General features: G+C 46.1%; 16 protein-coding genes. 8 read left to right on the plus strand and 8 right to left on the minus strand.

Going from position 1 to position 24376, the window contains the following annotated elements; genetic code table 11:
* Positions 1–149: 149 nt before the first annotated feature.
* The 4 genes from rluF (at position 150) to ggt (ending at position 4763) form a co-directional block, all read left to right on the plus strand.
* Positions 150–893: a 23S rRNA pseudouridine(2604) synthase RluF gene (gene rluF, locus FEM33_RS12475; protein WP_201747742.1), complete on the plus strand. Its 744-nt coding sequence runs from the start codon at positions 150–152 to the stop codon at positions 891–893.
* 107 nt (positions 894–1000) lie between these two features.
* Positions 1001–1696: a hypothetical protein gene (locus FEM33_RS12480; protein ID WP_139012351.1), complete on the plus strand. Its 696-nt coding sequence runs from the start codon at positions 1001–1003 to the stop codon at positions 1694–1696.
* A gap of 197 nt (positions 1697–1893) precedes the next feature.
* The gene (locus FEM33_RS12485) at positions 1894–2964 is read left to right on the plus strand and encodes an AI-2E family transporter (RefSeq protein WP_139012352.1); all 1071 of its coding nucleotides are present in this window, start codon (positions 1894–1896) and stop codon (positions 2962–2964) included.
* Positions 2965–3068: 104 nt separating this feature from the next.
* Entirely contained in the window at positions 3069–4763 is a 1695-nt protein-coding gene (gene ggt, locus FEM33_RS12490; protein WP_139012353.1) for a gamma-glutamyltransferase, read from the plus strand.
* An 11-nt stretch (positions 4764–4774) separates the two neighbouring features.
* On the opposite strand, the gene FEM33_RS12495 is transcribed toward ggt, so the two are convergent.
* Positions 4775–6904 carry an outer membrane protein assembly factor BamB family protein gene (locus FEM33_RS12495; RefSeq protein WP_139012354.1) on the minus strand — a complete coding sequence of 710 codons (2130 nt, stop codon included), beginning with the start codon at positions 6902–6904 and terminating at the stop codon, positions 4775–4777.
* A 24-nt stretch (positions 6905–6928) separates the two neighbouring features.
* Positions 6929–8884 (minus strand): sialate O-acetylesterase, encoded by a 1956-nt coding sequence (locus FEM33_RS12500; protein ID WP_139012355.1) that lies wholly within the window; start codon positions 8882–8884, stop codon positions 6929–6931.
* A 148-nt stretch (positions 8885–9032) separates the two neighbouring features.
* Here FEM33_RS12500 and FEM33_RS12505 point away from each other — a divergent pair, with 148 nt between their 5' ends.
* Positions 9033–9938, plus strand: coding sequence for a glycosyltransferase (locus FEM33_RS12505; protein ID WP_139012356.1), 906 nt, complete (start codon positions 9033–9035; stop codon positions 9936–9938).
* On the opposite strand, the gene FEM33_RS12510 is transcribed toward FEM33_RS12505, so the two are convergent.
* The 4 genes from FEM33_RS12510 to FEM33_RS12525 form a co-directional block, all read right to left on the minus strand.
* Entirely contained in the window at positions 9913–10914 is a 1002-nt protein-coding gene (locus FEM33_RS12510) for a glycosyltransferase family 2 protein (RefSeq protein ID WP_139012357.1), read from the minus strand. The two genes, FEM33_RS12505 and FEM33_RS12510, sit on opposite strands and share 26 nt — an antisense overlap.
* Positions 10915–10916: 2 nt before the next feature.
* Positions 10917–11852, minus strand: a complete 936-nt coding sequence (locus tag FEM33_RS12515; protein ID WP_139012358.1) for a glycosyltransferase family 2 protein — start codon at positions 11850–11852, stop codon at positions 10917–10919.
* A gap of 4 nt (positions 11853–11856) precedes the next feature.
* Positions 11857–13677, minus strand: a complete 1821-nt coding sequence (locus FEM33_RS12520) for an ABC transporter ATP-binding protein (RefSeq protein WP_139012359.1) — start codon at positions 13675–13677, stop codon at positions 11857–11859.
* A 109-nt stretch (positions 13678–13786) separates the two neighbouring features.
* Positions 13787–14770, minus strand: coding sequence for a glycosyltransferase family 2 protein (locus tag FEM33_RS12525; protein ID WP_139012360.1), 984 nt, complete (start codon positions 14768–14770; stop codon positions 13787–13789).
* A gap of 792 nt (positions 14771–15562) precedes the next feature.
* On the opposite strand from FEM33_RS12525, the gene FEM33_RS12530 reads away from it, so the two are divergent.
* The gene (locus FEM33_RS12530; RefSeq protein ID WP_139012361.1) at positions 15563–16741 is read left to right on the plus strand and encodes a putative sensor domain DACNV-containing protein; all 1179 of its coding nucleotides are present in this window, start codon (positions 15563–15565) and stop codon (positions 16739–16741) included.
* A gap of 37 nt (positions 16742–16778) precedes the next feature.
* On the opposite strand, the gene dinB is transcribed toward FEM33_RS12530, so the two are convergent.
* Positions 16779–17885: a DNA polymerase IV gene (gene dinB / locus FEM33_RS12535; protein ID WP_139012362.1), complete on the minus strand. Its 1107-nt coding sequence runs from the start codon at positions 17883–17885 to the stop codon at positions 16779–16781.
* A gap of 254 nt (positions 17886–18139) precedes the next feature.
* Between dinB and FEM33_RS12540 the strand changes: the two genes are divergently transcribed.
* On the plus strand, positions 18140–20182 hold the full coding sequence (locus FEM33_RS12540) for a M43 family zinc metalloprotease (protein ID WP_229214220.1): 2043 nt from the start codon (positions 18140–18142) through the stop codon (positions 20180–20182).
* 66 nt (positions 20183–20248) lie between these two features.
* Here the strand turns inward: FEM33_RS12540 and FEM33_RS12545 are convergent, their stop codons facing one another.
* A complete protein-coding gene (locus FEM33_RS12545) occupies positions 20249–20644 on the minus strand; it encodes a hypothetical protein (RefSeq protein ID WP_139012364.1) in 396 nt (131 codons plus the stop codon).
* 399 nt (positions 20645–21043) lie between these two features.
* Between FEM33_RS12545 and FEM33_RS12550 the strand changes: the two genes are divergently transcribed.
* Positions 21044–24364: a SusC/RagA family TonB-linked outer membrane protein gene (locus FEM33_RS12550; protein WP_229214221.1), complete on the plus strand. Its 3321-nt coding sequence runs from the start codon at positions 21044–21046 to the stop codon at positions 24362–24364.
* Positions 24365–24376 lie beyond the last annotated feature (12 nt).

Below are 24376 nucleotides of genomic sequence, written 5' to 3' on the forward strand. Positions count from 1 at the left end.
AATGGAATGATTTGCTTGTGAATCTACTTTGAGATAAAGAAAACATAAGCCGGAATCTTTACCCGTAAATGCATATTTTTTACGATTTACTGTAATTTGCCGTTTAAAGCAGTTAACTTAAAAACAGCCTAATTTTAAATTTCAGGGATTTGATCAGGATCAATAAATACATCAGTGAAACGGGTTTTTGTTCAAGAAGAGAAGCAGACAAGCTCGTGGAACAAGGCCGGGTAACGCTGAACGGCCGGAAAGCGGTACTGGGTGACAAAGCTTCTGCCGAGGATCAGGTTTCCGTTGACGGCAAACCGTTGGTGGTCAAAAAAGCCGGCGTTTACATTGCATTCAATAAACCGGTGGGCATAACCTGTACGACGGAAAGGCATGTAAAAGGAAACATCATTGATTTTATAAGGCATCCCGAACGCATTTTCCCGATCGGCAGGCTGGACAAACCCTCGGAAGGACTAATATTTCTGACTAGTGACGGCGATATTGTCAACAAAATCCTGCGTGCCGGAAACAATCATGAAAAGGAATACGTCGTGACGGTTGACAAACCGGTTACCGCCGAGTTCGTGGCCAAAATGTCGGCCGGCATTCCGATTCTCGGAACGGTTACACGCAAGTGTACGGTACGAAAGGAAAGCAGTTATGTTTTTACCATTATCCTGACGCAGGGACTCAACCGGCAGATCAGGCGCATGTGTGAATTTCTTGGCTATAATGTGCTGAAACTCAAACGAACAAGGATTATGAACGTGACGCTGCAAAATCTTCCGGCAGGAAAATGGCGGAACCTGACTGCCGATGAACTGAAGTTTATTCAGGATGCCGTTGCCAACTCGGTCAAAACGGAAGAGGGTTCGCTGTCAGCAGACTGGGATGAAGAATAGCATGCTTACAGCATATTGAATTTACTGTAAACGGAGGTAATGATAAGGGAAATGTCTAAATTTATATGTAAATAGTAAAAGTATAAATTGGGACAAACATGAAATGCATGCTGCTTATTCTGCTTTTATCCGTTATCCGGCCGGTTGCATTTGCACAAAGTGCCGAACCCGTTTACAGGATCAAAGATCCGGGTGATATCAGCAGAATAATTCCGTTTAAAGACCGGTTTCAGTTCGACCGGTTTCAGGACGGGAAAGTACATTTCCGGAACGGAAAAGTATCCGCTGCGAAGCTGAATTACAGCTATGTTTATGCGGAAATCATGTTTATTAATCCTAAAAAAGATACATTGCTTCTGGCAGATCCGGATTACATCCATTTCGTAACACTTGCGGACCGCGTATATTATTATCTGAAAGGACATGGCCATATTGAGCAGATTGCCCGTTTCGGGCGGCTGGGACTGGGAAAGAAAACCTTTTATATGAACATGGGAAATGAAAGGTATGCGGCGTATGGCCAGTATTCATCCACTTCTGCTATTTCCAGCTATTCTTCTTTTATCAATCAGGACGGCATGATCCAGTTTCTGAAAGGAAATAATAAAGTGGTCATGAAAAAGCATGCTGCCTACTTTTTTATGGATCGAAATGAAAGGTTTTTGATCGCAAGCCGTCAGAATCTGCTTAAAACCAATTCATCGCACAAGAAAGCAATCAATCAATATTTCAAACAGCACAATCCTGATTTTGAAGAAGAAGCGGATCTGAAAAAGTTACTCGAATTCTGCAGTATGCTGTGAAATCCGGCTTTCGCACGTATAGCGGTGAACGAAAGTTTTTCATGCATTAAAAACGTTCTTTTGTTTGAAGCGTCATTTCTGATTGAAAAGATATAAGCCTGTCTTCCTGATAAAACTTCACCTCATCTGTTTGCTTTCATTTTAATGTTTTTTTAATCCGTGGAATGGTTTTTTGAAGTAACCGAAAAACTGAATTCATGAAGGAAGAAATATCAAAACTGCTAAAATGGGTATTGCTGCTGATCGCGATACCGGCCGGGCTATATCTAGGGAAAACTTTTCTGGCACCGCTCGCTATCGGTGCCGTTCTGGCCATGATGCTTATTCCGGTAATGGACTGGTTTAGGTCAAAAAACGTGAGCAAAGGTTTTTCCGTTGCGCTGAGTACAATGATTCTGCTGCTGTTCTTCATTTTTCTTGGCGGGCTATTATTCGTTCAGGTCAAAGTAATCACCAAAGACTGGCCGGAAATTGAAAAGCAATCCGGCCAGTATCTGGAAAAAGCGCAAAGTTTTATCGAGGAGAAATCAGGACTGAACCCGGATCAGCAACTGGATAAAGTGAAAAATGTGATTTCAAAACTGGGCAGCGCAGGGCCTGCGGCGCTGGGTTCGGTCGGAAGTGTATTGGCCAATTTTATTCTGGTTATTGTTTATGTAGTGCTTCTGCTTTCACAAAGAGAGCGTTTTACGGCCTTTGTTCTTCGTCATTTTCCTGAACAGGAACATTTCAGTGTTCGTAAGGCCATGAAGGAAATCAGGAAAACTTCGGGCGGCTATTTTTTCGGAATGCTGAAAGCCATGATGATCCTGGCCATTCTGTACGGAGCCGGATTTCTGATCGGAGGCGTTAAATATGCATTTTTGCTCGCGCTGATTGCGGCGGTTTTTTCATTTATCCCTTATGTCGGCAATGTAGTCGGCGGCGGACTGGCTGCGGTTCTGGCCCTTGTTTCCGGCGGACCTTCCAGCGTTCTGATCGTCGCCATTGTAATGACAGTTGCCCAAATGATCGATAATTATGTAACGCAGCCGTATGTTGTCGGTAAGGAAGTGGATCTGAACCCATTCATGACCATTACTTCGGTTATTGCTTTCGGTATTCTCTGGGGAATTCCGGGCGCCATTATAGCCATTCCGGTTACAGGAATCCTGCGTGTTCTGTTTGAATATCTTCCAAAAACAAAGTCTCTTGCTTTTTTAATGGGAAATGAGAAGCCGGAAAAGTTTTTGTCGGAGAAAGAACCGGATGTAAGTAAAAACGTCTGAGGGCAAGCGTTCTTTTTGCTGACTTTTGCTTTATGGCCATTGGAATTACGCAGGGAAAAAACTAAACTCGTATTTCCGGTTCGGAAAATTGATCTTAAGCCCCTATGAAAAACCTGTATTTACTCCTTATCTTTCTATCCGGCTTTCATGCGCTGCATGCGCAGGATCGCAATTACGGAAAAACTTTTTCCAGGAGATCCGTAGTCATGGCGCAAAACGGCATGGCAAGTACTTCCCATCCCTTGTCAACACAGGTTGCTGTCGAAGTTTTAAAATCCGGCGGCAATGCCGTGGATGCAGCCATTGCGGCCAATGCCATGGAAGGACTGGTGGAACCGCATGTGAACGGGATCGGCGGTGATCTTTTTGCCATCGTCTGGGATGCGAAAACGAAAAAACTGTACGGACTGAATGCTTCCGGCCGTTCTCCTTACAGTCTGACATTGGATGAGTTTAAAAAGCGCGGTCTTACTTCCATTCCGTCCAAGGGGCCATTGCCGGTATCGGTGCCGGGTTGTGTCGATGGCTGGTTTGAACTGCACAAAAAATTCGGTAAACTGCCGATGACGTCTATTTTATCCAATGCCATCAAATATGCCAGAAACGGTTTTCCTGTTCATGATGAAGCAGCCAGTTCATGGGCAAATATGATTAATGCTTTTGGTGACCTGCCTAACGTCAGAACAACCTATGCGCCGAACGGACATGCGCCGGCCCGCGGTGAAATTTTCAAAAATCCGGCTTTGGCAAATACACTCGAAAAAATATCCAGAGGCGGACGTGATGCGTTCTACAAAGGCGAAATTGCCAGGACGATTGATACTTTCATGAAACAGGTCGGCGGTTTTATCACGGAAAAAGATCTGGCCGATCATACTTCAACCTGGATCGAGCCGGTATCGACGAATTACCGCGGGTATGACGTGTGGGAATTGCCGCCGAACGGGCAGGGGATAGCAACCCTGCAAATGCTGAATATTCTGGAAGGTTACGATTTTTCCAAAATAGCCTACGACAGCCCGGAACGTATTCACTTGTTTACAGAGGCCAAAAAGCTGGTTTTTGAAGACCGCGCCAAGTATTATGCGGATCCTGAATTTGCAAAAATTCCTGTAAAGGCATTGATCTCAAAAGCGTATGCAGCAGAAAGAAGAAAACTGATCAACCCGAAAAGAGCGTCTTCCCGGCTGGAAGCGGGCAATCCGGCACTGAAAGACGGAGACACTATTTATCTGACCGTTGCGGACAGCGAAGGAAATATTGTTTCATTGATCCAGAGCAATTACCGGGGATTCGGCTCCGGAATGGTGGCTGAAAACCTGGGATTTATGTTCCAGAACCGCGGAGAAATGTACAGCCTTGTTGAAGGTGAAAACAACACTTATGCACCGCATAAAAGGCCGTTTCACACCATTATTCCTGCTTTTATTACGAAGGACGGCGTTCCGTACATGAGTTTCGGCGTAATGGGCGGCAGTTTTCAGCCGCTTGGCCATACGCAGATTGTCATGAATATGATCGACTACGGCATGAACCCGCAGGAAGCCGGCGATGCGCCGCGTATTGATCATCAGGGTTCATCAGAACCAACGGGTACAAAAATGACAGACAGCGGCATCATTACCTTGGAATCAGGCTATTCTTATGAAACCATTCGTGAACTTGTGAAAATGGGCCATAAAGTAGGCTACGCCGTCGGGGCCTACGGTGGGTATCAGGCCATTCTGTTTGATGCCGCCCATAAAGTTTATCACGGTGCCACAGAATCCAGGAAAGACGGACAGTCTGCAGGTTACTGATAATCTGGATATTATTCCAGTGCAAAGGCAACATACTTGTTGCCTTTTTTTGTGCCCAGTTTTGTTCCGCCGCAGGCAATGACCACGTACTGTTTCCCATTTACTTCATAGGTCGAAGGCGTGGCAAAACCTGCTGCCGGCAGCATCGTTTCCCATAACAGTTTCCCGTTCTTTTTATCAAATGCGCGGAACTTGCCGTCTTTGGTTGCTGCGATAAACAAAAGCCCGCTGGCGGTAACAACCGGGCCGCCGTAGTTTTCCGTTCCCGTAACAGAAGCACCTTTTGATTTCAGCGATTCCACTTCCCCGAACGGAATTTTCCAGAGGTACTCGCCGGTATTCAGGTCAATGGCGTTGAGTGTTCCCCACGGCGGCGCAATGGCAGGAAGTCCGCTGGCATCCAGAAATTTGTTATATCCGGTACTTTGATATGGAAGATACGTTTTTTGGGAAGCCGGAATGGAGGCAACCGCTTCGGTTTTTTCATCTCCGAACAAAAAGGAAATCACTGCCTGTTTTTCGGACGCAGACAGCATTGTAAATCCGGGCATTCTGCCTTTTCCGGCCGTTATGATCTGACTGACGTAGGCACGATCCCGGCGAGAACCGATGTCAACAAGCGATGGATAGCCGCTGATGGCATTGCCTTTTCGTTCCGGTCCGTGGCAGTTTGCACAGTAAGTAGTGTATGTTTTTTCACCCGGGCTCAGACTGGAAAGTTCATTTTCTTTCGGTGTATCTTTCATGGTCAGAATCCAGGCCATTTCATTGCTGTTTACGTACAGAATGCCTTGGTCCGGATCAGCGGCTGCGCCGCCCCATTCCGCACCTCCGTCAAATCCCGGCATGATGATGGTTCCTTCCTTGCTTGGCGCTGCAAACAATGCCTTTTTATAGCCTTTAAACTTTGCGATCAAGGAATCACGATCGGGAGCATACGGACTGATGTCTTTTTCCGTCAGTGTATAAGCATGGCGCGCAAAGGATGCAGGTTTTGAAGGTACCGGCTGTGTAGCCCACGGAAATTCTCCTTTCAGCGCCTCTTTCGGCGCAGCTACTTCCTTGATCGGGAACAAGGGTTTGCCGGTAACCCGGTCAAATATAAAAACATAACCCTGTTTGCTGACCTGTGCTACGGCATCAATGCTTTTTCCGTTTTGTTTTACGGTAATCAGGTTTGGCGGGGCCGGAAGATCCCGGTCCCACATGTCGTGGTGCATGGTCTGATAATGCCAGAGCCGTTTTCCGGTACGTGCGTCCAGTGCAAGTAAACAGTTGGAAAACAGGTTGCTTCCTTTTCTTTTGCCGCCATAGAAATCGTATCCCGCAGAACCCGTCGGCACGTACAATATGCCTCGTTTACGGTCGATGGCTGTTCCTGACCAGTTGTTTGCTGCGCCTGTATACGTGTTTTTATAAGCGTCAGCAGGAAACGTTTCGTAGCCGAATTCGCCCGGATACGGAATGGTATGGAACGTCCATTCCAGCTTTCCCGTGCGTACATTGAATGCACGGAGATCGCCCGGAGCCGCATCGGATTCTTCCGAAAGCCTTAACGGCATAATGATCAGGTCTTCAAAAACAGTTCCGGGGGTATTGGAAACCATGTATTTATTCAGGGCGATTTCGGGCAATCCGGTATGAAGGTCTATTTTGCCGTGATCACCGAAACTTTCAATCGGTTTCCCTGTTCTGGCATCCAGTGCATATAGATAATGACCCATGGCATGCATGATGCGTTTGTCGTCGCCGTCACTCCAGTAAGTAAGTCCGCGGCTTGTATTGGAACCATTGCTGGATTTGTCGCCAAACAGCCAGAGCTGTTTTCCCGTAGCAGCTTCCAGTGCGAACGCCTGAACGGTTGCCGTAACGCCGTAAAGCACGCCGTCCACAATGATCGGGTTAACCTGTGTCTGTCCGGAATCCGGCATGTCGTACGTCCAGGCTACTTTCAGGTTCCTGACATTTTCAGGATTAATCTGCGTCAGGGAAGAAAAATGGTTGCGGTCCGGACCGCCGAGGTATTCTGGCCATTCGGTTACTTCGGTTTCCTGATCGGGTCGAATATTTTTCCATGCACTTAATGTCAGTGCAGACAAGGCAAGGCAAATGGTCAGCGGGCGGAGGATTTTACGGAACATTCAGATATGGAGTTCAGATTTTAACTATTCAAATTTTTTGTCAACGGTTACGCCCGGCCACGAATCCGACCTGAAACTGCTTGCCGGAAATCCGTCGGTACTGTACAGGTTTACTTCGGCCGGCGCATCGGACCATGCGTATCTTACCGCCACAGGATTCGGAACTTTCGGATTGGACACCACTACGTTTTTGCCGCTGATTTCGGCTTTGGCATAATGAAAAACCTTGTCGTCACCGGCAATTTCAAATCCTTTCAGATAACCGTAACGGTCTTTCACCATTAACCCGTTTTCTGCATTTCTGAAATAAACTTCTGCTTTCCCGTTCCTGAATTCCACATGATCAAATACGGGGGAAGCGTAAGGTATATCCATACCGTAATCCAGTTTCAATGCATTGGCGGCAAGCCGGTGCGCAACGTCCTGCTTGTTGACTGGATGAATATTGTCCGGGTTTCCAACGTCTGTACTGACGGCCATGCCTGTTTTTGGAAGGCTCAATGTCATGTTCTGTGCTTCGCGAAGTTCTGCCCAGCCGCTGCCTATGTTGCTGCCGTTATCAGAACCGAAACTGGAAAGCTGAACCCAGTAAAATGAAAAGTCGTCATTCCAGCGTTTTCGCCAGTCATTGATCAGCAAGGGAAAAGTGCGGCGGTACTGAAAAGACCGGCCTGCATTGGTTTCGCCCTGGTACCAAAGCGTTCCGCGCACAGCAAACGGAATCAGCGGAACGATCATGGCATTGTAAATCGTCGTACCGACATTGTTCATCAAATGCGCATAGGCATGTTTTTCCGCAAAGGACGGCATTAGTTTCCAGTCCTTAGCAAGACTGATCTTGCGCTTGTTACCGTCTATATACAGATCATTTGCAGAACCCGAAAAGCCCGGTCCGAACCAGGGCGTATTCACCATATTGCCCAGTTTGATCACCAGCTGGTTTTTGCCTTCCTTCCACGTATTGGCTGCAACGGTAATTTTCCGGATGCCATTCTGAGTGCCCTGATAGACTGGTTTGCCATTGATATAAATTTCATTGGGACTGTCATTTTCTGGAAGCGACAGAATCGTTTCTTTCGAAACCAGGTCCGCAGGAATGGTCACTTCTTTTGCCATAAATCCATTGCCCCGGAAACCCATTAATCCTTTCCAGTCCCACTGTCCGATTGGATCGGCAGCTTTCTGCCAGTTTGAAAAATCGGCATTTCCGGAAACGTACTTTGTTTCGTCTTCCGAAGCCGGATTGTAAGATGCATTTTTAAACAACTGTTTACGCAGCTTGGCATCCATCATGGCATCTGCAGCTTCCCAGGTTTCAGGCAGATTCTGCGCATAGGATTTCAGTTCTTCGTCCGTCAGCATGGCTTCCTTACTGATCCAGCCTTCAATCTGGGAACCGCCCCACGAAGCATGCAGAATGCCGACGGGCACATTGAGTTTCTGATGTATTTCCCTTGCAAAGAAAAATCCGATGGCAGTAAAATCACCGACGGTTTCCGAAGAAGCCAATTTCCAGTCACCCGATTGAAGGTCGTCAACCGGTTTAAGCGTCACATCATGTTCAACTTTGAAATGACGGATTTGCGGGAAATCTGCGTTTTGCCTTTCAATTTCATAATCTTTGGCTGCAGAAACAGGCCATTCGATATTGGATTGCCCCGAACAAAGCCATACTTCGCCGATCAGCACGTCCTGAACGGCTGCCTTTCCGGACTTTGCCGAAACAGCGAGTGTATGCGGGCCACCGGCTTCCAGCGAAGTGAATTGTACCTGCCATTTCCCTGAATGATCGGCTTTTGTACTTGCGGTTTGTCCGGCAAGCGTTACTTTAACTTTTTCTCCGGCTTTGGCCCAGCCCCATACAGGAACCGGTTTCTGGCGCTGAAGTACAACATGATCTGAAAAAATACGGGCAAATTTTACCTGGCCAAAAGCGGCTGTCTGAACAAGGAAAAAAAGCAGAAAACAAAAACGGTTCATCGGGAAAAAGAAAATAGGAATATTGTTTATAAATGCTTCAGAGATGCAATTTCTACTTAAAATAGTAGTTTTGCATGCCTGATCAGCCGGATGCTTGAAGTTTTGTCCGGAAGAATCTGTGGCCATTATTTTTACTCATCGTTTGTGAATGATTTCAGTTATCATCTGTTCAGCCAATGCTGAAGACCTTTCGCTTGTCAGAAAAAATATTTCGGAAACCATTGGCGTAACCCATGAAATCATTGCCATTGAGAACAGTCATGCAAAAAGAGGCATTTGCGAAGTTTATAACGAAGGAACGAAGAAAGCTGCATACGATATACTTTGTTTCATGCATGAAGATGTGCAGATCAGGACGAATGATTGGGGAAAAACGGTCCTGAATATTTTTTCCGAAGATGCTGAGACAGGCGTGCTCGGAGTTGCCGGCGGCGGCTACAAATCACTTTCACCTTCCGGATGGTACCAATTCGAATTTCATTCGGAAGAAAGGTCTTATCAGAATGTGCTTCAGGGTTTCAAGCTGGACGAAAAAGATGAAATCCATGCTTATCATAATCCCAAAAACGAGAATCTGAGCAGCGTTGTGTGCGTAGACGGTTTATGGTTTTGTACCCGGAAAAGTATTGCATTGAAATATCCGTTTGACGCAAAAACACTGAAAGGTTTTCACGGATATGACATTGATTTTTGCCTGAGCGTATTCCAGGAATATAAGGTCAAGGTTACGTTTGACATTTTGATGAAACACGCCTCGGAAGGAAATTTCAATAAATTATGGCTGGACGAAATCCTTAAACTGCACAGGAAATGGAGTAAAGTACTTCCGCTGACAACATCCGATGTCAGCGACAGGGAATTCTATTTTACCGAAAAAAGGTGTCTGAAGAAACTGATAGAACAGATGCTTCGCTGGGATTATTCATTTTATCAGATTCACCGGATGATCATGAACACCGCGAAATCCAGAGTGCGCAAAAAACTGTATTTCAAGGCATACCTGCATTTGCTCAAACTTAAACTGAACATTATTCCTCTTCCGTCCAGAAGCTGAACATGCGTACCCAAAGCAATTTGGCGCGCAATCCCCAGATCTGCCGGTAAACGAAAGCTTTTTTGGTAGCTTTCCGGTACTTCTGGATAAAGTATAAGATGTCGAAATGCCTGTCAATGAACTGTGCATACCGGAAGGAAAAAAATGTATCCAGCCGTTCTTCAAAAAGGGTCAGGAATGTATGCAGGAATTCGGGATTTCTGTTTTTCTGAAAAGTGGCGCATTGTTTGATCCATTTGAGGTCTCTCCTGAGTTTTTTGATGTCGCGGTTTTCGTGGTAATTTCTCCTGAATTTTTTGCGCTTGTTCAGAATATCCGTTGACGTTGTTGGATGCTGGCGGTAGTTGACGAGTGCTTGCGGTACAAAGTCGATAGTGCCCAGATTTACAGCTACATAGGCGATCCAGTGATCATGAAAATGTTCGGGATGAAAAGGCAGGATTTCATTTACCAGTTCCTTTCTGAAAAAACAGGTATGCCCCGAAACGCAGTTGAAAAAGTAAAAAACTTCCGGCTGGTTTCCACGGTATAAATGTATGATATCCGACATTTTCATATCGATCATTTTACCGTTATCCTCCATAAATGCAGAATCGTGATAAATCAGCAGGTTTGAACCGATACTTTCGTATTGTATCCTGATTTTGTCCGGATGCCAGATATCGTCCTGATCGGAAAGCGCAATGAACTCACCGGTGCATAAACGGATGGCTTTTTCAAAATTCTTGACATAGCCCAGATTGACCTCGTTTTCAACAACTCTGAAAAAAGGAAACCGCTGTTGGTATTCTTTCAGAATGGCTCTGGAAGAATCCTTGCTGCAGTCGTCTACGGCAATAATTTCCAGATTGGGATAACTTTGACCTACGAGTGAATCAAGCTGTTCGCGCAGGAATTTTTCTCCGTTATAAACACAGATTGCTATGGATACAAGCGGAAGATCAGGTGATTTATCGTTGGGCGGATTGAACTGCATATTTAACTGAGAACCATTTTAGCTTTGGGTCCCCATATTTTTCTGATTGTAAAAAAAAACTTGCTTACTTCTGATTTTTTAAGCAGCGCAAGCAGGATTTTCCTGTTTCTCCATATGGTGATTGCATAGGGAACATACACGAATGAAGCGTTTCTGATAAGGCTTTGCTGATACAACTTCAAAGTAAGCTTTTGCGGTTCATCTCCGAACTTTTCCGAACAGAGTTTAAGCCATTTGCTTTCCCTTTCAAGCTCTGCAATTTTCTGGTTTGCGGATCGGGCCGTGGCATGCAAGGCCAGCATATCCGTATTGTTTTTCTGATGCTGTCTGTATTGGACAAGGCACTGATCCACAAAATCAACCGAGCCGTTTTTTGTCGCAACCAATGCAAGCCATTGATCGTAATGAAAATCGCGCGGAAACGGAAGTGCCTTTTGCAGGACGGACTGCCGCATGAAAATGCTGTGGCCGGAAACACAGTTCAGATAAAGGAAAGCCTCCGGACGGTTGCCGCGGTAAAAGTTAAACTTGTCCGAGATTTTCGTTTGCATGGAATTTCCGGCATGATCAATGAACTCGGAGTCGTGGTAAATTAGCTCGTTTTCCTGAATGGCATCCAGTTGAATCTGTAATTTGTCCCGGTGCCAGATGTCGTCCTGATCGCAAATGGCAATATACTTGCCCCGACAAAGTTGCAGTGCTTTTTCAAAATTTTTATTATAACCAAGATTCTGATCGTTCCGGTACAGCCTGAAACGGAGGTCCTTAGAAGCATAGCCATTCAGGATTTCCCAGGTTTCGTCTCCTGAGCAGTCGTCAACGGCCACGATTTCCCAGTTTTCAAATTGCTGTTTAAGAATGGAATCCAGCTGTTCTTTCAGAAATGCTGCGCCGTTATATGTACAAAGCGCAATGGATACCAGTGGCGGGTTCTCCATTCGGCTACTCGTTGAACGTTTGCATGTCGATCAGCCTTTTGTACAGGCCTTCGCGGGCGATCAGTTCAGTATGATTTCCCTGCTCCACTATTTTTCCTTCTTCCAGAACAACAATGCAGTCCGCTTTCTGAATGGTACTCAGGCGATGGGCGATCACCAGTGAAGTCCTGTTCTGCATCAGGTTATTCAAAGCTTCCTGAACCAGTTTTTCCGATTCTGTATCCAGCGCGGAAGTGGCTTCATCCAGCAGCATGATCGGTGGGTTCTTCAGAACGGCCCGGGCGATACAGATGCGCTGCTTTTGTCCGCCCGAAAGTTTCATGCCGCGGTCCCCGATATTGCTCTGATAACCATTGTCGGTTTCCATGATGAAGTAATGCGCATTGGCCACGCGCGCGGCAGCTTCTACTTTTTCCGGCGTAGCGTCGTGATTTCCAAAGGCAATGTTGTTATAAATGGTGTCGTTGAAAAGCATCGATTCCTGATTGACAACTCCGAACAAGGCCCACAACGATTCCTGTTTTACGTGTTTCACATCCATGTCATCAATGCTAACGCTGCCTTGCTGCGCATCGATAAACCTTGGCAGTAAATCCATCAACGTAGATTTTCCTCCTCCCGAAGGCCCGACAAGTGCAATCGTTTTCCCTTTCGGAATCGTCAGATTAATGGATTTCAGGACAGTTTTGGACTGATATGAGAAAGATACATTGCTGAGCCTGATCTGCTTATTGAATGCTTTGAGTTCGATTGCATCCGGCGCATCGTAAATTTCCGGTTTTTCATCGATCAGGTCCAGAACACGTTCTCCGGCTGCTATGCCGGCATGGATTGTACTGAAAGAATCGGTAAGTGCTTTCGCCGGGCGCATGACTTGTGAAAATATGGCAATGTAACCTACAAACTTAGCAACCGTAAGCTCGGACTGATTGTCAATGATCAGCGATCCGCCGTACAGCACGATCAGTGCAACCATTGCAACGCCCAGAAATTCGGATACAGGGCCGCTGAGCTGCTGTCTTCGGGCCATTTTGCGCCCGAGATCGGAGTAACGTACATTTTCCTGATGAAACTTGTCCTTGATATCTTCCGTCGCGTTGAATGCCTTGATGATCTTGATGCCGGAAAGCGCTTCATCCAGATAACTGATCATCAAACCAAACATATGCTGTGCAAGTGCAGCCTGCTGCTTTAATCTTTTAACAATCTTCGAAATGAGAAATGCAGAAATCGGGATAACCAGAATGGCGAACAGCGTAAGTTTGACAGATGTGGCAAACAGCACGAAAACATAAGCAATCAGTTGCAGCGGTTCTTTGAAAATAACCTGAAGCGTTCCCGTAACCGAGAATTGTACAACCTGCACGTCCGAAGCGATTTTGGAAATAATGTCGCCTTTGCGCTGGTTGCTGAAATAGCTGACATGCAGATTCATCACATTATTGAACACCGTCTTCCGCAAATTCAGCAGCGTATGAATCCGCAGGTTTTCCATGACCCTTTGCGAAAAATACTTGAATACATTGGAAAGCAGCACCGAAACGACAATCACGCCGCAAACAAGCTGCAGAGCACCGTGCGGACCGTACATGATGTTGGCCTGCTGTGCATAATAGCTCAGCATTCCGGCCACATCCCAGCTTTCCGGTCTTTCCATCAGCTGCGCACCTTCCTTGCTGCTGTTAAAAAGCGTGCTGAGCAGAGGAACCAGAAGTGCCAGGTTTAATGTATTGAAAATGACACCCAGAATCGTAAAAATGATGTAAGGAAACGCAAATTTGGCAATCGGCTGGGCAAAAGATAATAGTCTGAAGTATGTTTTCATTATTTAGGAAGGGCATAGTACAATATGCCGGAATGTAAATAGCCGGAAATTGTAAAATTTCCGGTTTGGGGTGCAAATTAATGCATATCGGTTAAAGTGCCGCTTAACTTTATAATTTAATTACCTGCTTGTATTTAAGCATCATCTTGATATTTTCAATCACATCAATGATTCCGATGTTGGATTTGTGATTTTTCATCTGCGTTTTGAACGCCGTTTTTTTCATCGAAAGCTCGTTCATATTTTTCAGGAAATCCAGATAGGCCTGTGCCTTGTAAAACTGGAAAGTAAGGATGCTTGGCAATACGTCGCTGAGGATCACCTGAAGATGATAAAAGTTCAGGTCCATGCCATGCAGATGCAGGTGATGCATGTAATAACGGTTCCTGAAATAAATTCTTTTTACTGAATAATTGTCCTTATGTCCTTTGGTGCTGGCAGAAACTTCGTGGCGGCAAACCGCATTGTGTTCATAATAGCATTTCCAGCCCAGCCTCCAAGCGCGGATCGACATTTCCTGATCTTCGCCGTAATACGGATTGAACATTTCATTGAACCCGTTGATGGCTTTCAGTTTCCTGGTATCCATCAGCGCAATGGCGCCGGAAAGGTAAAAGGTAGGCGTGAGGCTGTCGCTATCCTTAAGATAGAAGAAGTTGCTGGGTTTTATCTTTCTGCCCAGAATCTTCGGGGAACGCGCCGCATCCAGAATATTGTCGTCATCCATGCCGATAATCCTGCCCATGACGCCGAACGTGTCTTCCAGTTCAAAGTACTTGTAAAGCTTTTCAAAGTAGCCTTCTTCCAGCGTGACATCCGTGTTCAGCAGGAAAATCAGATCGTTGGTTGCTTTCTGGATGCCCAGGTTGCAAGTGTGGGAAAACCCTGAATTTTTTTCTTTCCGAATGATGGTCAGATTGTTTCCATAGTTTTTTTCAAGATATTCTACAGAATCGTCCTGTGAAGCATCGTCAACGATTATGATCTGGACTTTGGTACCAAGATTTTTCAGGATCCTGTAATTACTCTCGAAATATTTTTCGAACAAATGTTTACCGTTGTAATTAGGTATTACTACCGAGATGCTTTTCATTAATATTCCCATTTAAGTGTAGAGTATATTTTTACCCGATAGTTATTTGTTTAGATTAACCTCTTTACTTAAAGAAACGGCGTGCACTGACTGCCAATCAAACGCCTGTATTCCGTATTTCATTGCCTTTCTACAATTTTTCATCAACTCTTCTAAATTATCGAACCATTAACAAACCATTTCAGGAAGCAGATATCATGCATATACGTGTCCGCAGGAATGGATTCGGATCGGTGGTGAATGGATTCTGTTACGGCTTTACCATTTCATTATCCGTAAGCTGAACAGGTTCGCAGAACCGGATTGGCCCTGCAACAGGATTTCAGAGAAGTGTCCGCTGATCTGTTGTCAAAACATACATGAAGTTCTTCGCCGTTTGTATATTTTTACTAAAATCTTGAATGCTTTGTTGCAGGCAATATATACTTTTTCCGTGATCAGTAACCTTGAGTGTCATTTTGGTCAATTAATTCTTTGTGTTCGCAAATATGCTTTTTCTGATTTATACGACTCGTACAGATCTGCAAAGGTTGGAAGCTCTGGTAAATTATTTATACAAAAATGAAGGTATAATTAGTTTCCGGCCACAAATTATTTGAAACCAGCAAGTAGTTGCCTGGTAATCTGGGTGATAATCTTGCTAAATGAGCAAAAAAATACTCACAATTTTTGCCCAACTTTTTATCACTTCTGTTTGTTACTATTTTAAGATTGGCTCCGGACGCTTTCACTTGATATCTGCCTCCATCCGGCTTGTAAAACACTTTACTTTGTAAGTTGCTGATTATGATAATGAATAATATTGAATCGAACATTGCGAACGGAGAATCCGTGCCGGTGACAGCTTATAAGTCTGCCCGTGCGGTTGCCGGCCTTGTAGAAAGTCATTTTGAACGGCATCATCAATCGGTCAGCAAATATTATGATCAGGAACTTGCGCCGAAACCGGATGCAAAAACCATAGAAGCCATCATTGACACTACTTTCTGGGCCAGCCTGCGAAGAGAAGAAGGAAGATCGCCCAAAATATCCATTGCATTTATCCCGCCGGAGTGTGCAGTAAATCCCCTTGTGTTTGGAGAAAAGCTGCCATTTACATCCAATACGTTAACCAAACTGGCACCGGCAGTCGAACGTTCGGGCATTCACCTTGGGGTCTGGATGGAAGATAACATGCTGTATATCTGGGGTACGACCCGGGTTATTCCCGGACTTTGCTTTGTGCTGGAAGTCATTGAGCCCGGCATGCTGGTGATCAAACACCGACGTGTGGACGGCTTCGGCAAGTTTGTGAATGTGGCGGTGCTGAAAGGAGATCAGGTGAAAATTGTGGATGAAGAAAGCGGCAGTGTCCGCGACTGCCCGTCCATTATCAATTCCATGATCGGTTTTACATCGCCCAATTTATGGAATGATTCGCTTAATTTGCTTGTGCAGCTTGCCGTTTCCATGCGCGGCCACGAACGTGGAGGCATTTTGCTGGTAGTACCGACCAATCAGGATGAGTGGCGGAAATCCATTATACATCCGATTACGTATCAGGTTCAGCCGGCATTTTCCGAACTGTCCGAACTTTATCGCGAGTATCTTCTTGATCCGCATCCGGGCAAATCGCAAAGTCAGCTGAGCTCGGCCATTAACGGACTGGCAGGACTTACCGCGGTGGACGGCGCTACAATCATCAATGACAGTTATGAGCTGCTTGCATTCGGCGCAAAAATCGGACGTGCGCCGGGTGGTCATCCGGTGGAAGAAATGCTTGTAACAGAACCGGTAATCGGTAACAAAGGCGTCGTTGTACATCCGGTGCAAACGGGCGGAACACGGCATTTGTCTGCGGCACAGTTCGTATTTGATCAGCGCGACTCCATTGCGCTGGTTGCATCGCAGGACGGACGTTTTACCATTTTTTCATGGTCGCCTTGTGAAGGTAAAGTGCAGGCGCATCGGGTGGATGCCTTGTTGTTGTGAGAAGTGAAATGTATTTTGTGAGATGTAAATCAGGTTTTTAAGTGAAAAGTTCCAGTTGTTCGGGGTCTCTGGGTTTTCTGTAACGGATTTCGGGTTCACCGAAGTTTGAAAGTGAAATGCCCAGTAAGCGGACCGTTTTTTCTTCGAAGCTGACTTTTTCGAGCAGTTGCCGTGCTGTTTCGATGATCGTGTCAAGGTCGCCGACCGGATTGTTGAATGAGTGGTTCCGTGTAATCTGGGTAAAATCACTGAATTTGACTTTTAGCGTTACTGTCCTTCCTTTCAGCTGTTTTTTGACCAGCCGGTTATGAACGGTCACCGCGATCCGGTCAAGCTCTTTGTACATTTCATCTATATTTTCCAGATCATACTGAAACGTATCTTCCGCGCCTAGTGATTTGGTTTCCCGGTGCGTCTGAACTTCGCGGTCATCCATGCCGCGTACGATCTTGTAATAAAAATACCCTGTTTTCCCGAAGTGCCTTACAAGTTCGTCCTCCGTCAGCTTTTTCAGGTCTGCGCCGGTAAAAAGCTGCATGTTTTTCATTTTTTCCGCCGTTACTTTTCCCACACCAAAAAATTTTTCCACCGGCAGGTTATTAATGAAATTCTCCACTTTGGAAGGTCCGATGAATGTCAGTCCGTCCGGCTTGTTGATATCCGAAGCGATTTTTGCAACAAACTTGTTGATGGACACGCCTGCCGAAGCAGTCAGGTTCAGTTCGTCTTTGATTGCTTTTTTAATCTGCGCCGCGATTTCCAGAGCAGAGCCGATCTGCAATTTGTCTTCCGTCACATCCAGATAAGCTTCGTCCAGCGAAAGCGGCTCGATCAAGTCTGTATAACGATGAAATATTTCCCTGATTTTGGCAGAAACAGCCTTGTAAACTTCAAACCTCGGATACACAAACAGGATGTCCGGGCAAAGTTGCATGGCTTTTCGAGACGACATCGCCGACCGTACCCCGAATTTTCTGGCCTCATAACTCGCCGTTGCCACGACGCCTCTGCCGGAAGGAGATCCGCCGACCGCCAGTGGCTTGCCGCGATACTCCGGAAAATCGCGCTGTTCTACCGATGCATAAAATGCATCCATATCGATATGAATGATTTTGCGGAATTTTACCGGTGCCGTGTCTGACATATAGGAACGGTTTTATACGTACAAATTATGGATTAAATAGCTATTAAAATAGCATCATAGTGCATTGTTCAGGCACATTTCGTCGTACTACAGTATTATTCAGACCCATTTTTCAAGAAATCCATTTTACTTCAAGATATAGTAACAAAATAATGCGATATACTGTACCGGTTATTAAACATTTTTTCACATTTAGTCTGCTGTTTTTTTTCCTTGCGCCAGGTATTTTGTTTGCACAGGAGCGCTGCGGATCCATGAATTTACTGAATAAAAGATTTCAGGAACAACCGGCATTGAAAGTCCGGTTCAGTCAGCGGGAAGCCCGGCTCAAACAGATCATCCATGCGCGCATGGCCGCAGGGAAATCGTTGAAAACAACCGGTGAAATAACGATTCCGGTCGTTTTTCATGTTGTTCTCACGCGGCAGTCGCTGGTAACGGATGCACAGATTCTGGCGCAGCTGGACACCATTAATAAAGACTATGCCGGTCTGAATGCCAGTGCGGATAAAATCCCGCTGTATTTCAAACCGCTTTTCGGACAATCCGGCATCCGGTTCTGCCTTGCCCAGCGAACGCCAAACGATGTTCCTTCCACCGGAATTGTAAGATACACAACCCTGAAAACTTCTTTTGATTATACAACCAATCAGCTCAAACATGCTGAGTCTGGCGGTGCCGATGCGTGGGATACGGACCGTTATCTGAATATCTGGATCACCGATCTGTCCAGTACGACATTGGGTTATGCCACTTTCCCGGACGACGGTGTTCCTGACGAGCAGGGCGTTGCGATTGATTACAGCAGTTTGCCAGGCGGCAGTGCAACCGGTTATAACCAAGGCAAAACGCTTACGCATGAATTGGGCCATTATTTCAGTTTGTTTCACATCTGGGGCGATGACAACGGAACCTGCACAGGTACGGATGAAGTGGAAGATACCCCCAACCAGAGCAACAGTACAAGTACATGCCGGACCGGAATGGTAACCGACAGATGTACGACTTCGGCACCTGGAATCATGTACCAGAATTACATGGATTACACGCCGGATGCCTGTCTTTATATGTTTACCAAAATGCAGGTTGCCCGCATGGAAGCCGCATATGAAACGTATCGCTCCCTGCTGAGCCTTTCCAACGGCTGCGTGCCGGTGAATCTCAAAAACAAAGATGCTTCCATTGGTGCCATTACCGAACCCGAACAACGACTTTGCTCCAATGTATTTGCACCGAAGGTAACGCTTGTAAACAAAGGCAAGGAAATCCTGACTTCGGTGATTATTCATGCGGTTATCGACAATGGAACGGTTCAGAATTACAACTGGCGCGGATCGTTGCAGACGTATCAAGAAACCAGTGTAACACTTCCGTCCCTAACGACTATCGAAGGAAACCACATTTTGAGTGTCTATACCAGCAATCCGAACGGCGGAACGGACGAAGATGCCAGCAATGATGAAGCCGAGTTTGCATTTATTTATTACGAAGCGTTTGATGCCCCGGTTACTGAAAGTTTTGAAGGCCTGTTTCCGCCGGCAGGTTGGGATATTGTAAATCCGGACCGGGGTTCAACCTGGCAGAAAACAACTGCCGCAGCCAAAACCGGCAATGCGTCCGTCCGTATAGCCAATTTCAATAATCAGGAAATCGGGCAGAGGGATTTCCTGAGATCGCCGACGGTGAATATTGCAGGAGCCGATTCTGCGTATGTATCGTTCCAGGTTGCAGCCGCGACTTATACGAATGCATCCGCTGTTCAAAATGTCTGGGATACGTTGCAGGTGATGATCAGTACGGATTGCGGTCAGACCTACACGAGTGTTTACAAAAAATGGGGACCGTCACTCGTAACCCGAAGTACCGCAGTACAAACGGCATTTGTCCCTGTTGCCAATGAATGGAGACAGGAACAGATCAATATCACCGGTTTTATAAACAGCGGAGAAGTGCTTGTTGCATTTGTCAATACGAACGGCAATGAAAACAATATTTTCCTGGACGATATCAATATCAGAACCGTTACGGTTAATCCAAATCTGAAAGAAGCCGGATTCCTGGTTACCCCTAATCCTACAAACGGTGCAGTTTCAGTGCAGTTTTATCCGCATCCGGCAGGATTGCAGTCTGTGGAAATCTATAATGTGAACGGACAAAAAATTGCGGAACAGGTAATTGCAGGAGCGGTCAGCACGAATGTTTATGATTTTGACCTGACAAACAGTCCGTCGGGGCTTTACATAGTGAAAGCCGTGTTTGAAGACCGGGTACTTACAAAGAAGATTGTGAAAAACTAGGCGGGACAGCAAGAACGCATTCCGGTTGTTTTCATTTGCAGTGAAAATGGCCGGAATGCGATTGTTTTAATATATTCTTTTGACCACTACTTTACTGTTGGTCTGTGAAATGGCAAAATCCTTTGCATTTTCATTAGGCGGTGAAATAAAGATCTGTTTTTTCTTTTTGCCATCCGTACTGATCCAGTTGGCCGAGTAAATTTCCGGCAAAGCTCCCGCATAAATAGGGCGGTTATCCGAATACATGAATACTTCTTCTTCCTCGTAAGCCATTTCCAGATCACTTCCTTCTATGACGTCACAAATGATTTTCAGCTTGCCGTAATCGTCATCCACCAGACCTTTTATCCTGGCTTTTCCGAAAAAAGGATCCTCTTCAAAATCCCACCGGATATAATATTCAATTACATTACCTATTTGAGAATCAATATAATCAGCAGTTAGCAGTTGTTCCTGGCTCATGGTCGTATCTGGTTTCTTATACTCCTATTTTCTGTTCATGTTCAATCCCAGGAGATGTGGGCATTTTGACAAATGTAATCTTAAGGGTCATGTTTCCAAAAATTATGACCGGCGTTTCCGTTTTATTTGACGATAAGCAAATTACATACCTGCAAAGATTTCTGGATGATTATTTACAGATATAAAGGCAGGCTAGCAGCATCCTTTATCCTGGTCATTTCTGCTGCGTTAGGAATGCCGGAAAGCTTTGCATAAAGGCAGCAAATTTGTACGTCGGTATAATATTTGCTTTCCCAGCACTATCGTGTTCCTTTTCTGGACTTTGTCCAATCACCTAGCCAAGAAGCACATATGCAAAAAATTCAACAATTGAATTTCGCAAGGCAATGTTATAGCCGATTGATTTTTCCCCGATCCGGTATTGTTCTGCTGCTGTTGATGCTTTACCCGCCTCCGATCATTCTGGCACAACAGGTTCAACCCGACACTACTTCCAGACCTGATTCCATAAACAAGGCACCTGTTGTTCCGCCCGGTTCCCCGCAAAATTTCAACCCGCTTGTAAAGCCTGCACCTCTGGATACAAGCGCCAATTCAAAAAATACAATAGACAGCCCTGGCCATGCAGAGAACAGTAATCCAAGCCCGCCGGCAAATTCCCGCATTGTAAAAGGGACCGTTGTGGAAGAAAAAGGTTCGGGTCTGCCCGGTGTAAGTATAATCGTGAAAGACACCCAAATGCAGTCAACTACAGATGCAAACGGCCGTTTTGAAATCGCTGTTCCGGAATCCGGTGCGATTCTGGTTTTCAGTTTTATTGGTTTTAAGACAAAAGAAATTCCGGTAAATAATCAGAGTCAGCTGAATGTGCAGTTGCTGCCGGAAGCCAAAGCACTGAATGAAGTCGTGGTGGTCGGTTATGGCACACAGAGCAAGCGTGATCTGGCGGGAAGTACTTCCAGGGTTTCTGCTACGGAGTACAAATCGGCCGTGATCAATACCGTAGATCAGGCTTTGCAGGGCCGGACAACGGGCGTTCAGGTGGTGGAAACCTCAGGCGAGCCCGGCGCCGCTGCTGTGGTCCGGATCAGAGGCAATAATTCGCTGAGCGGAAACAATGAACCGCTGTACGTAATCGACGGCTTTCCAATGCCGCCTTACCGCGAAGCCGGGGCCAACTTTACAGGTGCGTACACGCAGAACGGGCTTTACGGAATCAATCCGAATGACATTGAAAGCATGGAAATCCTGAAAGATGCCTCGGCAACGGCCATTTACGGATCGCGGGGCGCAAATGGCGTTGTGCTGATTACGACAAAAGCGGGCAAACGCGGCGAAGGACGTATTGAACTGATCAATAAGACATCATTCGGGGCCATTGCCAATCCGGTCAAGATGATGAATTCCGGTCAATATGCCCAGATCATCAATGAAAGTTACAGCATCTCGGGCCGTACGCCGCCGTTTGAAAATCCGGACAGCGCCATGACCAGTACAAACTGGGTTAATGCCATCACACAGCCCAGTTTCCGGGAAGATATTACACTGAGCCTTTCCGGCGGTTCGCCCAGGTCATCCTATTACATTTCGGGAAATTACCTGCAGGAAAAAGGTACCATCATCAATTCGGACAACAACCGGGCGAGCCTGCGCGTAAATCTGAACAATGAACTCAATGACTGGTATAATGTAAAAGGCCAGTTTGCATTCACGCGGCAGAAGTCCAACCGCGCCGTTACCGCTTCAAGGGCATGGCCAAGTTCCGGTGGATTAATGGACGGGCTGCGCGCCGCACCCACCTTAAGCGTGGATTATCTGGGTAACAACAGTCTGGGAATTCCTGATTATCAGGGTTACTATTTTTCAAACCCGTACAATGAACTGACTGCCAAAACGGATCTGACGCAGAATGATTATACGGTTCTGAACCTGGAAAATTATTTTAAAATAGCTGACGGACTGCAGCTGGTTGTCAGTCTGGGCGGAAATCAGAACCTGACGCGCCGGAAAGTATTTCTGCCGCCATCAACGGCCGAAGGAAATCCGGTCAAAGGGCGGGGAAGCAACAATACTTCCAATACTTACAGTTACAATCTCAATGCATATTTCCTTTATGAAAAGACATTGAACAAAAACCATTACCTGAATGCCACGTTGGGTGTGGAATATAACGACCAGACTGTAGAATTCGTCAACACCAGTTATGCCGGTTTCAATGTGCCGTATTTCGGTGTTGACAATATCGGAAGCGCCCAATCGCAGGCGATTGGCTCATACAAGGAAAAACGCATTCTTCAGTCCGGATTTCTTCGTGCAAATTATTCTTATAAAGGCAAATATGTTCTGAATACTTCCATCCGTACGGACGGCGCTTCTGCTTTTGCAGCCAACAGGAAATACGGATTGTTCCCTTCAGTGGCGCTTGCCTGGAACCTTGAAGAAGAAGGTTTTATGAAAAGTTTTACGGTTATTTCCAATGCCAAGCTGCGGGCTTCGTATGGCGAAACCGGCAGTCAGGCGATCGGGCCGTATTCGTCGCTTTCTCAATACAGCAGCGGATTTTATGAAATGGGTCCTGCCGGCAACGGAAGTGTGATCAATACCGGCATTTATCCGAATACCATTGCCAATCCCAATCTTTCATGGGAACGTACGCGGCAGTTCAATGCCGGAGCGGATTTCAGCATGGCCCGGAACAGGCTTGTGTTCAGCTTTGACTATTATGATAAAGTGACTTCCGATCTTCTACAGCCCAGAAAAGTGCCGACGCAATCGGGTGTCGGAACCATTATCGACAACTACGGAACCATGCGGAACCGCGGTTTGGAACTGAGCATACAGGCATTTGTAGTACAAAAAAGTAACGTGACATTTTCTTCAAGATTCAACGTATCCCGAAACGTCAACACACTGGTTGATCTTGGGGAAAGGACACAATCCGATTACATCAGCATCAACGGAAACCTGCTGGGCGGTGTTTCCGGTATTCTTACGCCCGGGCAGGAAGTCGGACGCTTTTTCGGGTATAAAGTGGCAGGATTAACACAGCTTACCGATTTTGACGCCAACGGAAACCCGACTTTTCCCACCTTTGAAGGCCCGCGTCCGCCGGGCAGTACAGGAACTCCGCTGTACGGGGCATGGATTTATGCGGATACAAACGGCGATAACATCATTACTGCCGCCGACCGGATCGTTCTGGGCAAATCCACGCCTGATTTTACTTTCGGATGGAGCAATGATGTAACGTGGAAAAAGTTTACTCTCAACGCGCTGATTACCGGTTCGGTCGGAAACGATGTGCTTAATCTGACCCGCTTTTATATCAATAACGGCGTTGTGGATTATGGCGGCGTGGGTTTCAACCAGTCCGAAGAATGGTTTAACAAACGGTATACCGCAGCCAATCCGCACAACAATCCCAAATATCCCGGTATACAGCGCGGTATTGCTTCGGGCGATATCAACTCCACCATGCTGGAAGACGGCAGTTTTGCAAGGCTGAAAATGCTCAGTTTGTCCTACACCTTCCCGAAAATCGGTCCGGTCAAAGATCCCCGGCTGTTTGTGACGGGCACCAATTTGTGGACGCTGACAAAGTACACCGGTTTTGATCCCGAAGTGAGTTCCTATGCACAATCGCTTTTGCAGCAGGGGATTGATTACGGCGCATATCCGTCGCAGCGCTCTTATACCATCGGTTTTTCCTGTAATTTCTGAAACGGCCTTCCT

This window comes from Dyadobacter flavalbus, assembly GCF_006149045.1.
GTDB lineage: Bacteria > Bacteroidota > Bacteroidia > Cytophagales > Spirosomataceae > Dyadobacter > Dyadobacter flavalbus.

Excerpts from the sequence above, each read along its gene's own strand:
- FEM33_RS12545 (WP_139012364.1), bottom strand. The coding sequence starts at position 20,644 with ATGAGCCAGGAACAACTGCTAACTGCTGATTATATTGATTCTCAAATA.
- FEM33_RS12530 (WP_139012361.1), top strand. The coding sequence starts at position 15,563 with ATGAATAATATTGAATCGAACATTGCGAACGGAGAATCCGTGCCGGTG.
- FEM33_RS12505 (WP_139012356.1), top strand. The coding sequence starts at position 9,033 with ATGATTTCAGTTATCATCTGTTCAGCCAATGCTGAAGACCTTTCGCTT.
- dinB (WP_139012362.1), bottom strand. The coding sequence starts at position 17,885 with ATGTCAGACACGGCACCGGTAAAATTCCGCAAAATCATTCATATCGAT.
- FEM33_RS12525 (WP_139012360.1), bottom strand. The coding sequence starts at position 14,770 with ATGAAAAGCATCTCGGTAGTAATACCTAATTACAACGGTAAACATTTG.
- FEM33_RS12500 (WP_139012355.1), bottom strand. The coding sequence starts at position 8,884 with ATGAACCGTTTTTGTTTTCTGCTTTTTTTCCTTGTTCAGACAGCCGCT.
- ggt (WP_139012353.1), top strand. The coding sequence starts at position 3,069 with ATGAAAAACCTGTATTTACTCCTTATCTTTCTATCCGGCTTTCATGCG.
- FEM33_RS12485 (WP_139012352.1), top strand. The coding sequence starts at position 1,894 with ATGAAGGAAGAAATATCAAAACTGCTAAAATGGGTATTGCTGCTGATC.
- FEM33_RS12515 (WP_139012358.1), bottom strand. The coding sequence starts at position 11,852 with ATGGAGAACCCGCCACTGGTATCCATTGCGCTTTGTACATATAACGGC.
- FEM33_RS12520 (WP_139012359.1), bottom strand. The coding sequence starts at position 13,677 with ATGAAAACATACTTCAGACTATTATCTTTTGCCCAGCCGATTGCCAAA.
- FEM33_RS12495 (WP_139012354.1), bottom strand. The coding sequence starts at position 6,904 with ATGTTCCGTAAAATCCTCCGCCCGCTGACCATTTGCCTTGCCTTGTCT.
- FEM33_RS12510 (WP_139012357.1), bottom strand. The coding sequence starts at position 10,914 with ATGCAGTTCAATCCGCCCAACGATAAATCACCTGATCTTCCGCTTGTA.
- FEM33_RS12480 (WP_139012351.1), top strand. The coding sequence starts at position 1,001 with ATGCTGCTTATTCTGCTTTTATCCGTTATCCGGCCGGTTGCATTTGCA.
- FEM33_RS12540 (WP_229214220.1), top strand. The coding sequence starts at position 18,140 with ATGAATTTACTGAATAAAAGATTTCAGGAACAACCGGCATTGAAAGTC.